This is a genomic window from Chitinophaga sp. Hz27 (assembly GCF_042263525.1).
GTDB lineage: Bacteria > Bacteroidota > Bacteroidia > Chitinophagales > Chitinophagaceae > Chitinophaga.
The window spans coordinates 225878-242409 of the sequence record NZ_JBHKFJ010000009.1 but is presented as its reverse complement, the minus strand read 5'-3'; the positions used below and the strand labels follow the sequence as shown (position 1 = coordinate 242409).

12 protein-coding genes are annotated in these 16532 nt (G+C 43.2%); 6 read left to right on the top strand and 6 right to left on the bottom strand.

What is annotated here, in order from left to right:
• Nucleotides 1–45: 45 nt before the first annotated feature.
• The gene (locus ACE38W_RS22170) at nucleotides 46–2037 is read right to left on the bottom strand and encodes a hypothetical protein (RefSeq protein WP_375834860.1); all 1992 of its coding nucleotides are present in this window, start codon (nucleotides 2035–2037) and stop codon (nucleotides 46–48) included.
• Nucleotides 2038–2184: 147 nt separating this feature from the next.
• Here ACE38W_RS22170 and ACE38W_RS22165 point away from each other — a divergent pair, with 147 nt between their 5' ends.
• A complete protein-coding gene (locus ACE38W_RS22165; RefSeq protein ID WP_375834857.1) occupies nucleotides 2185–2346 on the top strand; it encodes a DUF1328 domain-containing protein in 162 nt (53 codons plus the stop codon).
• Nucleotides 2347–2511: 165 nt separating this feature from the next.
• Here ACE38W_RS22165 and ACE38W_RS22160 read toward each other — a convergent pair whose 3' ends face one another.
• Nucleotides 2512–3273 (bottom strand): DUF695 domain-containing protein, encoded by a 762-nt coding sequence (locus ACE38W_RS22160; protein ID WP_375834854.1) that lies wholly within the window; start codon nucleotides 3271–3273, stop codon nucleotides 2512–2514.
• A gap of 436 nt (nucleotides 3274–3709) precedes the next feature.
• On the opposite strand from ACE38W_RS22160, the gene ACE38W_RS22155 reads away from it, so the two are divergent.
• Complete coding sequence (locus tag ACE38W_RS22155) at nucleotides 3710–6193, top strand: TonB-dependent receptor domain-containing protein (protein ID WP_375834851.1); 2484 nt, start codon at nucleotides 3710–3712, stop codon at nucleotides 6191–6193.
• A gap of 38 nt (nucleotides 6194–6231) precedes the next feature.
• On the top strand, nucleotides 6232–6705 hold the full coding sequence (locus tag ACE38W_RS22150; protein ID WP_375834849.1) for an acyl-CoA thioesterase: 474 nt from the start codon (nucleotides 6232–6234) through the stop codon (nucleotides 6703–6705).
• A gap of 231 nt (nucleotides 6706–6936) precedes the next feature.
• Here ACE38W_RS22150 and ACE38W_RS22145 read toward each other — a convergent pair whose 3' ends face one another.
• Nucleotides 6937–8715: an ABC transporter ATP-binding protein gene (locus tag ACE38W_RS22145; RefSeq protein ID WP_375834846.1), complete on the bottom strand. Its 1779-nt coding sequence runs from the start codon at nucleotides 8713–8715 to the stop codon at nucleotides 6937–6939.
• A gap of 324 nt (nucleotides 8716–9039) precedes the next feature.
• Here ACE38W_RS22145 and ACE38W_RS22140 point away from each other — a divergent pair, with 324 nt between their 5' ends.
• The 3 genes from ACE38W_RS22140 to nfi are packed head-to-tail and all read left to right on the top strand — an operon-like array spanning nucleotide 9040 to nucleotide 11621.
• Nucleotides 9040–9705 carry an MgtC/SapB family protein gene (locus ACE38W_RS22140; RefSeq protein WP_375834844.1) on the top strand — a complete coding sequence of 222 codons (666 nt, stop codon included), beginning with the start codon at nucleotides 9040–9042 and terminating at the stop codon, nucleotides 9703–9705.
• 2 nt (nucleotides 9706–9707) lie between these two features.
• A complete protein-coding gene (locus ACE38W_RS22135) occupies nucleotides 9708–10907 on the top strand; it encodes a DUF763 domain-containing protein (RefSeq protein ID WP_375834841.1) in 1200 nt (399 codons plus the stop codon).
• A gap of 6 nt (nucleotides 10908–10913) precedes the next feature.
• Nucleotides 10914–11621, top strand: coding sequence for a deoxyribonuclease V (gene nfi, locus ACE38W_RS22130; protein ID WP_375835091.1), 708 nt, complete (start codon nucleotides 10914–10916; stop codon nucleotides 11619–11621).
• A 2-nt stretch (nucleotides 11622–11623) separates the two neighbouring features.
• Here nfi and ACE38W_RS22125 read toward each other — a convergent pair whose 3' ends face one another.
• From ACE38W_RS22125 to ACE38W_RS22115, 3 genes are read right to left on the bottom strand one after another with little or no spacing between them, the layout of a single operon-like run.
• Complete coding sequence (locus ACE38W_RS22125) at nucleotides 11624–13282, bottom strand: hypothetical protein (RefSeq protein WP_375834839.1); 1659 nt, start codon at nucleotides 13280–13282, stop codon at nucleotides 11624–11626.
• Nucleotides 13283–13333: 51 nt separating this feature from the next.
• Nucleotides 13334–15319 (bottom strand): heavy metal translocating P-type ATPase, encoded by a 1986-nt coding sequence (locus ACE38W_RS22120; RefSeq protein ID WP_375834836.1) that lies wholly within the window; start codon nucleotides 15317–15319, stop codon nucleotides 13334–13336.
• 36 nt (nucleotides 15320–15355) lie between these two features.
• Nucleotides 15356–16531, bottom strand: a complete 1176-nt coding sequence (locus tag ACE38W_RS22115; RefSeq protein ID WP_375834834.1) for an efflux RND transporter periplasmic adaptor subunit — start codon at nucleotides 16529–16531, stop codon at nucleotides 15356–15358.
• Nucleotide 16532: the final 1 nt, after the last annotated feature.

The window sequence follows — 16532 nt, the reverse complement described above, 5'->3', positions numbered from 1 at the left end:
TTTCCATTATTTCTGTATCTAAATTTAAGACAATCGATTCGGATATCAGCGGAAACTTATAAACGATGGTGCTTTTAATGCAGAGATATCAAATCTGAAATCTACCACAGTCGTAATTTCTATGCGGAGCTTATTCATCGGTGGCGGCGCATTCGGATAATAATATGCTGATAGCTTGAGGGTATTCAGCGAGAGGTTTTCATTCCTGATACGCATCCCCCCCCCAACACCAAAGTAGATTGGGTTATTCAGCAGGTCAGGACTATTATTGGAGATCATACTCGCTTGCAGACTAGTAAAGAAATTAAATTTGAAACCTAGTATTTTTAGCGGACTGTAATACACGGTTTCTGAGCTGAAGTTCAGGCGCTGGTAGCCATTGAGCGTAGTATTCCTATAGCCCCATATCCCCTGCTCCATATTAATGTTAAGTGGTTTGTAGAAATACGGATTCGGGCTATTCAGATAATCTGTAATTATAAACTGACGGAACCGACCTTTGAAAATTTTTAGTAGTCTGCTGTAATATTCCACACGTGCATGCATCACGGCATCTTCAGCTTTGTTTTGCAACCAAAAAGTTCCGAAACCCACTGTGGTATTAAATAGACCTTGGTTCTTTGTTAACCAGAACTTCTGCCACTCCGTACCTGTGTAAATACGCCGGCGATCTTTCCAGGTTTCCCAACCGGAGGAAATATTGACATTATATCCCAGTGGAATATCCTCTGTTCTTCCAAAGCCGAAGAAATAGTGAGCCTTGAAATAATCGAGTCGATACGCCTGTAATTCAAGAATATAATAACGATGGTTATTATACACCGGGTCTTCCTTAAACTGGGGCTGATCAGGCTTTCGCTGGAAGTCCAGGTTATAGTGCCGGGCAAGTATTGCCACATTAGGTTTACGCCCCGACCTTCCATTATGGTCGTAGTTATTGATAAAGTTATATCCCAGCCAGGCATCAAAAATAAAATAGCGGTAGTCGCGGTACAGGCTATCATTCATTCCATGGATGTTGATAGAAAAGTTATTGGCGACAGTGAGCCCGCCAACAATTTTCGCGGAGTTGCGGTATTGGGGCCTGTTAAAACTTATATAGTAGGTACCTTCATAAACATTGGAATCCAGTTGGTTGGTATTATTCAACGTGCTATAGCCGGCAGCAAAATCAATGAAGGAACCGGCGATGTTACTTTTCGTATAACGGAATTCTGTATTCCAGGTAGGGCTGTAATTACTTCGCCAGTTGAAGCCTACCTGCACCCCTTGTCCGGCACCCAGGAGGTTATTGTTATATACTTTTGCTGCGATATCGCTGGCACTTACCTGAGAAACATCCGCACCATACTCAAATACATCTTTGGTGAGTACTTCTATATCTACGGAATCAGACATGGGATCTCCCGGAATTACGTAGATACGTGCATCCTGGATAAATGGCCTGTTACGCAGGTAACGTTCATTATCCGCCATGTCAAAAGGGTTCAGCCGTTGGTCTTCCCGGAAGAATAGGTTTTGGCGTATCATCCATTCCTTGGAGTCGTAATGAAGTCGGTTGGCGAACTTCAGGAGCTTCATAGAAGTGGTGAAGGTTGTATCGTTAATGTTGCTGGGGCCAAATACCGGCACACGCTTATAGTGGATATCCCGTATCACTTTGCCCGCATATGGTGTAAAATATGCCTCACTTTTTACGATGGCGCTGTCAGTATTGACCGGATTGGGTTCTGGAACGTTCTGTTTGGTCATTCTGCGGATCAGAGAATCTCTGAATGCCTTATTTTTCAAGGAATCACCATATTCAAAAATGCGCCTGAATAGTCCATTATGTGTTTTAACCGCAGTATCACCTAAAGGGGGGCGTTTTGCCGGAGGACTCGCTAAATGAGGGATAACTGTGTCGCCTATATAGGGTAATGGCCGGCAAACGGGGGGCTGTTGCTGCTGAAAAGTGGCAGCAAGAAGCCCTGCCGGCGGTATGTACAGCAGGCAGGTAACAGTTATAGTCAATAATATTTTAAAAATCCTCCTCAAATGAAATCCCGGTAAACAATTATAAATAAAAAAAATGGTTTGTAAACAGCAGTATCTATTTTACTTAACGGGAATGATTCTTGAAAGTTGTAGAATGTAAACAGGTGGGAACGATCGCCACTCTATTATTCACCTAAATTGTACGTTATGCTTCGATGGGCAGCCATTTTCCTGGTAATAGCAATTGTTGCAGCTATTTTTGGGTTCGGAGGTATAGCCGCAGGCGCTACTTCCATTGCTAAAATTCTGTTCTTTATCTTCCTTATTATGTTCATCATCTCTCTGATTGGTGGTATGATGCGGAGATAATAACAAGTTTGTTTCTGGATTATTGTGTAATTGATATGATGAAACGGACTATTTAAAATAGTAACCGTTCTGGTATACCATCTCTGTTAATTAGAGAGGGAAGCCTAAAAAACAAAGCCTGCGGATATATCCGCAGGCTTTGTTGCTGAATACAAGCGCAGTCAGTTATTTCATAATACTGGTTTCCCAGCCATCATATTCGGCATTTACTTGCTGTGCAACTTCCCAGAGTGTCATGACTACTTTATCAATAACGGCTTCTGTTGCTTTATCTGGGCGCACGATGCAAAGGCGGAATGGATATTCCGGGTTATCCTCTACACGTAGATCATGCAAAAGCGTGAATCCAATTTCCTGGATATGCTTCCAGTAAATATCTTTGGTTTCTTCGGTTTTGAAATGTATCCAATGCTCAATGGGACGTTCTAATTCAGCATTATCACCATGCTTACGCAGCATTCTTAATACTTTCCTGTTTTGGATACGCTGAAATTCATAAACATCTGGGAAGAGATAATCGAAATAAAGCTCCCAATTGTTATCTTCTTTCACACCATAGTCATATCGATACTGCGGGAATGCCTGCATGGCATCCGTAATATATTTGTCGTGCAACAAGGTGTTGTCCGTATAAAAATAAAAGTCCCTTACACCATTTGAGAAGGTACGACCTACAAAATGCGCTTCCAGCTTGTTTTGCAGCTCTTCCACCAATCTATCCTCAATTTCACCCATGAGTGCAAATTCATCGTTATGCGGAAATCCGTCTTCACGTGGATTGTTCAGATAAACTGTTATATATATGGCATTCGGCTTCTCCTTCAATGGTGCGAATCGTCTCAGATCAAGGTCAAGGCCTATTACTGCTGGACTTTCTTCAATATGGCACGTGTAAATATCCCAGTCCGGTCGGTAATCCTTATGCATATAAAAAAATTAAAATAACGCAACAGCTGGCTGTAAAGATACGTCGCTCTTCGTTATCACGGAAAAGAATAAAGCCCATATTGACGCTTTTTTATCCACAAATGCTTTTTTCTCAGCACTTTGACAAGTACAACGGTATAGGCAATACGAATTTCTTTTCTCTATTCAAACATATATCACATTTATATTATTTAATCCATCTGACTAAATAATCATGTATAACTGATAACTGGTTAACATTAATTAACACTACTTCAGCGTATGGCAATCATCTCCCTAAACCTGCCACTACAAAGAATCTCATGAGATGACAAAGTTAAAACACTGAATAGCATTGATTTCCATACTTCCGCTCATCCTAAAAAAACGATTTTGTAAGTGATCATGAACTATTTTAGCCACTGCTATTTAATGTTGGAAGCTAGTAAAAGTTATTATGAGAAAAATTGTTTTGTTGCTAACAGGATGGATGTTGCTGTTACAATCACCGCTATTTGCCCAGCAACCAGGGACCAAAGGTAGTGGCGACAACCAAGGATCGCTGTATGGAAAATTAATCGATGCACAGACTGGAAAACCCGTTGAATACGCTTCTGTCGCAGTATTGAAAGCTGATTCCTCCGTGCTCACGGGCATGTTGTCTAAACCCAATGGCGACTTCGCTTTTGAAACTTTGCCCATGGGAAAATATATCCTGCGAATCAATTTCATCGGATATGAAACCTTCTTCAAATCTGCCGTGCTGGCACCTAAAGCCAGTAATGTAGATGTAGGGAATATCAAAATGAAATCAAATTCTAAAACGCTGGCTGCTGTAAATGTAGTAGGTGAAAAGCCTGCCTACAGCATGTCTATAGATAAACGTGTCTTCAACGTAGATAAAAATTTATCGAGTATTGGCGGTACCGCAACTGATGTTTTAAAACAAGTACCTTCTGTAAATGTAGATATTGACGGAAATGTTTCTGTTCGTAATGGTGCGCCCACTATCTTTGTAGATGGCCGCCCAACCACGCTTACACTGGATCAAATCCCTGCTGATGCCATCGACAAGATCGAAGTGGTAACCAATCCATCTGCTAAATATGATGCAGAAGGCATGAGTGGTATCCTCAACATCGTACTGAAGAAAAACAGGAAAGCAGGTATCAATGGTATGATCACCGCTGGTGGATCTAACCTCGGCAGTAGCAATGGTAGCGTGGATTTCAACATGCGTCAGGAGAAATTCAATTTCTTCGTTAACTACTCTTTCCGTAACAGAGTTTCTCCAATGACCAGCCGTCTGTTCAGAAAAAATATTAGCAGCGACACGACTAACTATACCGAACAATTACAAGATGGTGACTTCTATCGCCGCTTCCAGAATGGCCGCATAGGTTTCGATTGGTTCATTGATAACCGTAATACCATCAGCATTTCTGAAAACATTACTGGTGGTAACTTTAACCGTTATAATGATCAAACTATCAACAACCTGGACGATCATCGCAGCATCGTCAATTCCAGTACAGGCGTTGATAATTCCAAAAACGGTTTCCGTAACTATGCTACACAGTTTGGCTATAAACATACCTTCGCAAAGGAAGGCCATGAACTAACCGCGGACTTTACCTACAACCGTTCTAACGGTGACAACTCCTCTAACTATAGCCTGCAGTACCATGATCAAAATGGTGACAACATCTTTGATCCTAAGCCGCAACAGCGCTATGGCACAGGTGGTGGTAATACCACTTATATCACTGGCCAGATCGATTATGTAAATCCCTTGACAGAAAAATCTAAAATTGAAGCAGGTTTACGTACTAACACACGTAAGTTTACCAGCTATACAAATACCTTCGGACTGACTTATCCTTCTACGGATTATCTTTTGGATTCATCATTGTCCAGTAACTACAGCTACTCTGAACAGATCAATGCAGCTTATGCTACCTATACTAATGCCATTAACAATTTCGGCTACCAGGTGGGTATGAGAGCAGAACAATCTTTTTATAAAGGAGAATCTTTATTAGGTCAATATCAATCTTACAAAGTAAACTACCCGATAAGCCTGTTCCCTAGCCTCTTCTTGTCTCAGAAGTTCAAAGGGGATCATGAGATCCAGTTAAACTATAGCCGTCGTATTCGTCGTCCATGGTTTATGGACTTGCTGCCTACCATCAATCTGAATGGTACCAGCGCCAGCACAGGTAATCCGAGCCTGAGTCCTGAGTTTACTAACTCATTCGAGTTCTCCTACCTGAAAGATTTCAACCATAAAGTGAATGTATTAATGTCTGTTTACTACCGTAACACCACTAATGCGATCACTGATTTCTATAAAGATACCCTCATGACTGTAAATGGCGTATCTCAGCATATCTTGTTGTCTTATCCAATTAATGCCAGCTCCCGTAATTCTTACGGTGCCGAGTTGACATTAAGAACACAACTGACAAAATTCTGGGATGTCACTGCCAATGCTAACCTGGCACAAACTAAAATCAATGCGTCTCAGGATAACAGCAATCTGACTAACCAGGGCTTCACATGGTTCGGTAAATTGAATAGTAACACCAAACTCCCATGGAACCTGACTTTCCAGGCAAATGGCGTGTATGAATCCAAACAAATCTTGCCACAAGGTGAGCGTATGCCTTCCTGGTCTGTGGATGCCGCTATCAAGAAAGACATGCTGAAGAACAAAGCCCTGAGCATTTCTCTTGGTATCAACGACATCTTCAACAGCGACAGGAACCTGAGCTATACAAATACTGCTTATTCCCAACAGGAAAACTATCGCAAGCGTCTCACCCGTGAACTGCGACTCAATGCTGCATGGCGTTTTGGCAAGATGGATACCCATCTGTTCAAACGTAAAAATGGCAAGCAGGATAGCAATGGAGAAATGGGCGGTGGAGATAATTATTAATTCGTAATTTGGAGTCGGCTTAAATTATTTCAATTTCTATGGACTCCATTTATCACACAATAACATTAAGATTTTTAGCAGAGCCCTCAGATGTAAATTTCGGTGGAAAGGTACACGGGGGCTCCGTTATGAAATGGATTGACCAGGCGGGATATACCTGTGCTGCCAATTGGAGCGGACAATATGCCGTAACAGTTTATGTTGGGGGGATCCGCTTTTTTAAACCAATACAGATTGGAGACCTGGTAGAGATTACCGCTAATATCATCTATACAGGAAACAGCAGCATGCATATTTCCATAGATGTATTTGCAGGCAATCCACGTCAGCAAACAAAAACCAAGACCACGCACTGTGTAATGGTTTTTGCTGCGGTAGATGATACAGGTAAAACCACATCTGTACCGAAGTGGATGCCCAGAACGGTGAATGAGATCAGTATGGAAGCATACGCTAAAAAGCTGATGGATTTAAGAAAAGATATTGATGAGGAGATGAAGCCGTATATGTAGCTTTTTTTCTCGCTAAGCAACATAAGCAGCAAAGGATTATGTTATATTCTAATAATAATAAAGATTAAAAAGGAATCCCCCTGCCAATGGCGGGGGGATTCCTTTTTAACAAATATAATGTAGATCTTATGCTGCTTTGCTTCTTATGCTGCTTTGCGTGGTCGCCGAAGGCGGAACAAAAGCCGAAGGTTTTTTCTCTGCGGGCATTGCGGACTTTTGGGAGAATATTGACTAGTGACTGAACTGCATTTCGCTCAAAGTCTTGTACAGCCCACCTTCCAGCTCAATTAATTCCCAGTGGGTACCTACTTCCACAATACGTCCTTTATCTAATACAATAATTTTATCTGCTTCACGGACAGTTGCCAATCGGTGAGCAATGACGATTGAGGTACGCCCTTCCATCAGTTTGTCGAGGGCATCCTGTACCAGTTTTTCTGATTCAGAATCCAGTGCCGACGTGGCTTCATCGAGGATCAGTATACGAGGATTTTTCAGCACCGCCCTGGCGATGGCTATACGCTGGCGCTGGCCACCAGAGAGCTGAATACCTCTTTCACCAACGATGGTATCAAGACCATTAGGGAATCGTTGAATAAACTCCCAGGCGTTAGCTTGTCGCGCAGCCGATTCCAGTTCCGCATCTGTGGCGTCTGGACGGCCATAGGCGATATTTTCCCGGATGGTGCCACCAAACAGGAATACATCCTGTGGTACTACCGCCATTTGCGAACGCAGCTCCGACAACGGAATGCTCTTCGCAGGGCGACCATCAAATTTTATCTCTCCACTAACAGGATCATATAAACGAAGTAATAAGGAAACCACGGTACTCTTACCGGCGCCGCTAGGCCCTACCAGGGCTACTTTCTGATCTGGCGACACATCAAAGCTGACACCATTCATAATAGTGAGGTCCGGGCGGGATGGATAATGGAATGATACATCATTGAAGCTGATACTGCCTTCCAGTTGGTTCTCTTCAGAGATAACCGTTACGGGCGTAATATCTTCTACCGGTTCATCCAGTATTTCCAGCAGATGTTCTGTAGCGCCTATACTTTTTTGCAGGTTGGTATAAACTTCTGCCAGGCCGGCTACAGAGCCACCAATGAATACGGAGTACATTACGAAGGTTAATAATTGGGAAGGTTCCATACCTAAAGCTACCCCTCTCCAGATTACAGCCACCAGGGCTCCGAAAATTCCCAGTATGATAAAGGAAGAAAAAGCGCCGCGATATTTACCACCCTTAATACCGATACGTGCGGCTTCATTGGTTCGGGTTTTATATCTGCCGATTTCAAAGAATTCGTTGGCAAATGCCTTCACATTGAGGATTCCGGCGAGCGTTTCTTCCACAACAGTATTGGATGCTGCCACTTGTTCCTGCACCTGTTTGGAAAACTTACGAATGAATTTTCCAAAAAATACTGCTGCCAGCATCATGACCGGCAATACCGCCAACATAAAGCCAGTTAACTGTAATGCAGTGCTGAGAAGAATAATGATACCACCAACTATAATGATCATCTGCCGTATAAATTCGGCGAGTGTGGTGGTAAATGTTTCCTGTAAGGAGGAAATATCTGCTGATATCCTGCTACTCAGCTCACCCACTCTGCGTTCCAGGAAGAATTTCATTGGCAGTTTGATCAGGTGGCTGTATACCGCCTGTCTGAGTGTTGCCAGTGTTTTCTCTGTAACATTTACAAAGAGGATGATGCGGAAAAATGAAAATATTGATTGTCCTATCAGGACAGCCAGCAATAATACCGCAGAGGAGTTCATTCCATGAAAGAGGCTTTCAGCACTCTTTGGATCAACGAGGTTTCCCAGCAATTTAGGAAAGGCTAATCCTGCAAGGCTGGATACCAGCAGGAAAACGAGGCCCAGTGCAAATTGGGGCCAATATGGTTTAACATAGCTGAACAGACGGAATGTTTTCTTCAGGGATGCTAATTTAAGCGGCTGCTTCTGTTCCGCCGTGGAATTGGTTTCATTACCCATGTATCAGTGCTATTGGTTTCACAAAAATGGAGGCGTTTGTGAAACAAATATATTGTATTCGCACAGATAAAATGTTTATCAACGGTTAATAATTGGCAGCCAGTGCACAACTATAAGCTATGAGACTGAAAATTGCTGCCAGGGATACTGCTACGCCAACTTTATAAAGGATAAGTTTCATATAAGGGTTTTAGGATATTGGTTGATTCAAAAAATATTCCAACTTTATAACGTTTATATAACACAAAAGTTTACTTTTTTAGAAAATTTTCAATTAAACGATTTCAGGAGCCAAACCTTACATTTGCATATATAAGATAACCGATGAAACATATCATAGAGATAGTTGGACAAGACCAGGTGCTCAAAGTGTTAGTGGCCCTTGTTATGGGCTGTGTAATTGGTATAGAGCGGGAATATAAACGTAAGGCCGCTGGTATGCGTACCATGGCACTGATTTGTATGAGTAGCACCGTCTTTACTATCTTGTCTGCCGAACTTGGTAACCCCGGCAGTCCTGACCGAGTAGCCTCCAATATCCTCACTGGCGTAGGTTTCCTGGGTGCTGGCGTTATCTTCAAAGGTGAATTTGCGATTGATGGTATCACCACTGCCGCTAGTATCTGGATAGCTTCCGCCATCGGTATGGCTATAGGCATGAGCCAGTATATGCTTGCTACATTTGCACTGGCAGGCGCTATGGTTGTCTTATTAATATTAAAATATCTAGAGCATTTCGTGGCGAAAAGAAACGATAAACGTATCTACGTCATACAATATAGAGAAGCTGAATTAACACAAGCCGTACTGGAGGCGAGTATCAGACAATACAATCTTCAGATCAGGCGTATGTTGTTAATGAAGAAAGATGAAGTGATAGAAGTGAATTATGAAATCCGGGGCCCGAAAAGCAGGATGCACGAGCTGGATGATTATTTGATGAAGAACCGAAGCATCTGGCAATACCAGGTGCAATATAACCCGATGTAGTTATGCCTTCGTATGCAGATTTACCATTACACTATGGTCATGTACCACAGTGGCTGGCGAGGAGAATGAGTTTATTAGGCGGCGCCATTACAGAGGCCATCATCCTGGATTACGGTCAGGGAGAATTTTTAAGGCGCATGAGCGACCCATGCTGGTTCCAGGCTTTAGGCTGCGTACTAGGTATGGACTGGCACTCCAGCGGCATCACCACCAGCGTGATGGGCGCATTGAAAAAAGCCATCAACCCAAGGTCTGCTGAACTGGGTATTTATATCTGCGGTGGCAAAGGAAAACACAGTAAAGAAACACCCAATGAACTCAGGGTGATAGCTGATAAAACAGGTCTTCCCGGTGATCAGCTGATATATAGCAGCAAACTTACCGCGAAGGTTGATAACACCGCCATACAAGATGGATTTCAGCTGTACCTGCATTCTTTTGTACTCAGCAACCAGGGCGAATGGGCCGTGGTACAGCAAGGCATGAATGACGCTACCAGCATGGCCAGGAGATATCATTGGCATTCTTCTGCATTCAAATCTTTTACCGAATCTCCACATACTTTTATCTACGGACAAAACCAGGGACTGATCCTCAATCTTACAGATACAGCGGCGAATGTCACAAAAGATGGCATCATGGAGCTGCTGAAGGAAAAGCCAGTACACCTGCTTCCTGAAATCAGGAACCTGATCATGCCATCCCACCATGAACTGCGCGCAGAAAACGTAAACCTAAAACGCCTGGGAAGCGTGCTGGCATTAGCACACGACACCAACCCTGCGGATTTTGAATCGTTATTGATGCTGGAAGGCGTAGGCCCAAGAACGTTACAGTCACTGACACTCGTAAGTGAAGTAATACATGGCACTCCTTCCCGATTTGAAGACCCAGCCAGGTTCTCTTTTGCACATGGCGGTAAAGATGGCCATCCTTTTCCGGTGCCATTGAAAATTTATGATGAAACCATTTCTACACTGAAAGACGCACTATATAAGGCTAAGATAGGCGAGTCCGATAAAAAGGAAGCTATTGGTAAACTCTCCGCAATGTCTGCTGAAATAGAAAAAAATTTTATTCCCAACACCAATTTTGATAAATTGATCGAAGAAGAAAGACGTAACTCATGGCGGCATAATGGCAGGACCGTCTTCGGTAAGGCTCCAAAGCCAAAAGGCGGCGATCAGCTTTTGTTGTTTTAACCATAAATTTTTACCGCTATCAATTACATCGACTATAATACACTGAGCGTTCCGGAAGCTACCATACGGCAGAAAGAATTAAAGGAACAGGTAGTGCTGCAGCCACTTCCCGAAAAAATCAACTACATAGCAGGCACTGATATCTCTTTTGATAAATTCAGTACACATGTCTTTGCAGGTATTGTATTGCTATCATTCCCAGATTTAAAACTGGTGGCTTGTAGTTTGATAAAGAAAGAAGTAAAATTCCCCTATGTGCCTGGCTACCTTGCTTTCCGGGAAGTGCCCGGACTACTCGATGCATGGGAACAATTAATCATCAAACCAGATGTAGTAGTGTTGGATGGACACGGCATTGCGCATCCACGCAGAATGGGTATTGCCTCGCATTTCGGGGTATTGATCAACAAACCGACACTAGGCTGCGCAAAGAAAAAACTCTTCGGTATTTATGAAGAACCGGGCACTAACGCTGGCGACTATACGCCATTATATGATAAGCAGGAAACAGTGATTGGAAGTGTGCTAAGAACGAAGAACAACGTGAAACCAGTTTTCATATCTCCTGGACATCTGAGCGATGTAAACAGCAGCCGGGAACTGATCATGAAATGTGTTAGCAAATACCGACTACCGGAACCTACCAGGCATGCCCACGCCATCGTAAACCAATTCAGGCTGGGCACCCTGTCAGAAGGTTATACCACCTTTTAATTCTAAAACTCAATCCAGGCCAGGGCAGCTGTTTTTACAGTTCCTTTCCTGGTTAGTAATATCGTCGCATAAGTATGCGATCCTTCATTGTAGTCTGAGGCGCCCAATATGCAGGAATAACGTTTGGAAACCTCTGGCATACCAAAAATATACAAGCGCTCAATGCGCTTATCCAAATACCTGTAACATACAAAACTGGCGTCATCAGCGAACTTCAGCGGTTTCTTTGTTTTATCCGCCCCACCTGAATCCAGGTATTGCAGGTAATCATTAAATAACATGAAAGTCACATCAGGTTTGTTGATGAAGTCATAAGAAACATATGGACTGAGGTTCAACGCTGCAATTTTATTCCTGAAAACCCACTCACTCTTGCTTCTACGATGCTGAAAGAATGGTTGTGCCACACCTGTTACTACCTGGTATTTGTTCAACGACCAGGTCACGTCTTCCCTACCCGTGGTATCCAATTCCGCTACACCCGCATCGCCCATATTCGTATGCAGATTGCTTATCTGATTATTGCCTTGCTTAAAGAAACTCAATGTCTCCCACATAATAGTGCTGCTGCCATCATCATTAATAATCCAGTTCTGTGGGATACCGGAATAATCATCTTTATAGTTAAGATTGATAGCCACGTTCTTGCTCAGTTCCGGATTGGTAAGGATGGGATGTTTTCTCAGTTTACCATCTTCTGTAAAAATATTTAAGATGGTGCCAGAGTTACCGCTGCGTTTCTCGTCGGGTACATGTATCAGTAGACGCACTTCTTTATAAGCTGGCACTACTTTTACGAGGCCAGACACCTGACTGTAATTTCCCGTATAGGCGATAACGTGATTTGAGAAAGTAACGGAATCCGGCGATAATACACTGAATACTACCTTGGAGCTGGACTCCCCGGATTTACGTTTTCCATTGAAGCCAACGGTAGCCAGGTAGATATGTGATTTGTCCTGTACCGCCATATTGATATAACTGAAATAGTTATACGCAGAATCCTGCATATAGTAATAACCAGTGTTGATGAGTTTATGATCGGGAGAATAATGTTGTATGGTAATGCGTTTTTTAGGATCATCGCCATATTGTATTTCGGTACCATTGAAGAAAGCCACGGCATAATAATCACTGCGGGTGTCCTTTTCTACATAGCAATCATGACTGGCTACATTGTTATTGCTATACATGGTACGAAGGCGGATGGAAGGCAGTTCGCCAAGTTTATCTTCTTTGAGGATATGCCCATTGTTTGGGTCCAGTACAAGGCGGTATAGATTAGGGGTGTCTTTTACGATCTGTTGCAGGAAGACGACTGGTTGACCATTGATCTGGTAGATCGCATCGATTTCGGTGTTGTCAAGATCAGTACTGTTCCAGCGTTGCGGATTTAGGGTATCGTGATTGAGTAGTTCACGCTGTCTGTTATACATGGCTACTTCCAGGCCGGATTTCTGTCCGAAGTGCAGGTAGCATGTATTTCCATTTCTCAGCTGCAATAATTTATCAAAGCCGTCGCCGGGAACATTAAATTCATTGCTCAGTTTTACTATAGGTACCTGCGCTGGCAATTTGATCGCCGCCAGGATTAAAAAAGTCAGTAACAGGGCCAATGTCCGGCTGTTATTTATCATCGTTATACTAATTAATAATTTCAAATATATAAAATTTATTAATTAGTATAACGATGATAACCGGGGATATAATTATTAAAATTGTTTACGCTGGATACGAATGGCGTTCATAATAGCTATGAGAGCTACGCCCACATCTGCGAAAACGGCTTCCCACATGGTAGCAAGGCCGCCAGCACCTAATAGCAGTACGACTCCCTTCACGATGAAGGCCAGGGTAATATTCTGCCATACGATCTGCTTTGTTGCGCGGCCTATTCTCACGGCCATGGATATACGGGAAGGCTGGTCGTTTTGAATAACGATATCGGCGGTTTCAATAGCTGCATCACTACCAAGACCACCCATTGCAAGGCCTGCATCACTGAGCGCAATTACAGGCGCATCGTTAACACCATCGCCAACAAAGGCTACGCTGCCTTTCTCTGCACGTATCGCTTTTACTTTCGCCACTTTATCTTCCGGAAGTAAGTCGCCATAGGCCTCTTCAACACCTAATCGCTCCGCAACATATTTCACCACGCTGGACTTATCACCGGAAAGCATGACAGTATTGATCCTCATGTCATTCAATTCCTTGATAGCCTGTTGGGCATCTTCCTTAATCTCATCTGCAATGGTGATCAATCCGGCATATCGTCCATCCACAGCAATGGCAACAACGGTCAATGGTATATTTTCTGCGCTGATATCAAAGCTGACATTGAATTTCTTCAGCAGCCTGAAATTGCCTACCAGCAGCTCTTTTCCGGCTACACGCCCTTGCAGGCCATGACCCGCTATCTCTGTGAGCCCTGTTACTTCCAGTGGCTGCGCGGTATCCCCGAGATATTCCCGTATAGCCGTTGCCACTGGATGGGTAGATTTTCCTTCAATGGCATTTACCCATTGCAACAGCTCTTTCTCTTCAAAACCCGGCTGTATCAATACTTCCTGTACTGCAAACACTCCTTTGGTAAGGGTGCCTGTTTTATCCATCACCACATTTTTGACATTAGCCATTACGTCCAGGTAGTTACTGCCTTTAAACAATATACCATTGCGACTGGCAGCGCCTATACCACCAAAATAGCCCAGTGGTATGGAAATCACCAGAGCGCATGGACAAGATATCACCAGGAATATTAAGGCACGGTACAGCCATTCATCAAACACATAATTGGCTACAAAGAAATATGGCAGCAAACAAATGCCAATAGCCAGGAATACTACTACGGGTGTATATATTCTGGCGAATTTCCGTATAAACAGCTCCGTTGGCGCTTTTTGTGCGCTGGCATTTTGCACCAGCTCCAGAATACGCGAAAGTTTACTATCGGCATAAGGTGTAGTAACCTTGACATCCGTTACGGTATTCAGGTTGATCATACCGGCCAAAACATCATCTCCCTTTACCATGGTATCAGGCTTGCTTTCGCCGGTAAGAGCGGCTGTATTAAAGGTGGCTGTCTCAGAAAGTAAGGTACCATCCAACGCCAGTTTCTCTCCTGGCTTCAGCTGTAATATAGTACCAACAGGCACCGTGGCAGCTGCTTTACGTACCAGTATACCATTTTCTAAAACGTTCACTTCATCAGGGCGCTGATCGAGGAGACTTTTAATATTCCCTTTGGCACTGGATACCGCAGCATCCTGGAATACTTCTCCTACTGCATAAAACAGCATTACAGCTACACCTTCAGGATATTGTCCGATATAGAAAGCACCTACGGTGGCAATTGTCATCAATAGAAATTCACTGAAAATATCTCCCTTAATCACCGTACGCCAGGCGTTTACCACTACAGGTAATGCTACCGGTATATAGGCCAGCAGATAGAAACCCAGCCGGATATAGCCTTTAAAGCCCAACCAGGTATGATCCAGTAAAATGCCAGTCAACAATAATACGAGGCTGACAACACACATGATGAATTCCGACGTCCGGTACCAGGCAACACTTCCACCGCCATGATCGTGATTGTGATCATGATCATGGTCATGATCATGTTGTTCTTTTCCGTGTGAATGCGCCTGTTGTTTAACAGCCGTTTGCTCATTACCACAACATTCTTTTGACATATACACTCGATTTAATACTGCCTGAAAATATTATTATTAGTGTCCTTCGTGTTCGCCGCTGTTTTTCATTTTAGCTAGCAAGTCATAAGCACCTTTTACCACGAAATCATTCTCTGGTATAGCACCAGCAAAGGCCACTTCTGTATAACCTGATTCGGTGTTACCTCTTGTGACTTCCATCATTCTGAAGGTATGCAAACTGTCGCTGCTCTCAGCTTTAACAAATACGTAATTCTTATCTTCAAAGTTCACTACAGCTGCTTCGGGTAATGCTTTTACTTTAGCTGCGCCGGTTTCAATAACTGCTTTCAGATAAGTGCCTGGTAACAGCTGGGTATCTTCTTTATTAAGGTGACAGTGTACACGGATGGTACGGTCAGCACTGATTTCTCTGCCGATAAGATGTACAGTAGCCTCTCTGGTACCACTTTCATTTGCCAGTGTAAATCGTACCAGCTGTCCAACTTTCAATCTTGGAACATCCTTTTCAAATACGGTCAGTTCTGCGTGCAGATGCTCCGTATTTACGATCCGGAAAAGTATATCCGACGGTGTTACAAACTGTCCGAGGTTTACATTTACCTGGGTAACAAATCCGCTGATAGGCGCATAAACATTGATACTACGCTGAATATCTCCTTTTTGCAAAGCAGTCATATTAATGTTTAACAGGCCCAATTTCTGGCGTAACCCATTTTCTTTTACAGTAAGCGACTGCCAGGATGCTTTTGCCAGCTGCAACGTTTTTAGTGCATTTACATTTTCCTTTGCCAGTTCTTCCTGACGATGATACTCGGCAGTAGCATATTCCAGCTGACTGCGTGTATCCAGGTAGTCTTGCTGTAATTGAATATAATCAAGATTTTCGAGAACTGCGATTACCTGACCTTGTTTTATTGGCATGCCTTGTAAAAGGGTTGTTTGACGGATAAAACCACCCATAGGCACTGAAACGCTTACCAGCTGCTGCGGTGGCACGTCCAGTAGTCCACTTACTTTAACAGCGCTACTGATTTCACGGTCTTCGAGCTTCCCTGTCTGGATACCCGCCGTTTTATATTGCAGACTCGTAATTTCCACCATGCCAGGTGTTTCATCATGATCATGTTCTTCTGCTGCTTTTCCAGCTTCAGATTTATTATTGCAGGCAGATAAAAAGCCCACAGAGAAAAGGATTGCAGCGAGATATATAACTTGTTTGATAGTTTTCATG

Bases quoted from the DNA above. Each gene is read 5' to 3' on its own strand.
- ACE38W_RS22165 (WP_375834857.1), top strand. From the start codon at position 2,185: ATGCTTCGATGGGCAGCCATTTTCCTGGTAATAGCAATTGTTGCAGCT.
- ACE38W_RS22160 (WP_375834854.1), bottom strand. From the start codon at position 3,273: ATGCATAAGGATTACCGACCGGACTGGGATATTTACACGTGCCATATT.
- ACE38W_RS22155 (WP_375834851.1), top strand. From the start codon at position 3,710: ATGAGAAAAATTGTTTTGTTGCTAACAGGATGGATGTTGCTGTTACAA.
- ACE38W_RS22150 (WP_375834849.1), top strand. From the start codon at position 6,232: ATGGACTCCATTTATCACACAATAACATTAAGATTTTTAGCAGAGCCC.
- ACE38W_RS22145 (WP_375834846.1), bottom strand. From the start codon at position 8,715: ATGGGTAATGAAACCAATTCCACGGCGGAACAGAAGCAGCCGCTTAAA.
- ACE38W_RS22140 (WP_375834844.1), top strand. From the start codon at position 9,040: ATGAAACATATCATAGAGATAGTTGGACAAGACCAGGTGCTCAAAGTG.
- ACE38W_RS22135 (WP_375834841.1), top strand. From the start codon at position 9,708: ATGCCTTCGTATGCAGATTTACCATTACACTATGGTCATGTACCACAG.
- ACE38W_RS22120 (WP_375834836.1), bottom strand. From the start codon at position 15,319: ATGTCAAAAGAATGTTGTGGTAATGAGCAAACGGCTGTTAAACAACAG.
- ACE38W_RS22115 (WP_375834834.1), bottom strand. From the start codon at position 16,531: ATGAAAACTATCAAACAAGTTATATATCTCGCTGCAATCCTTTTCTCT.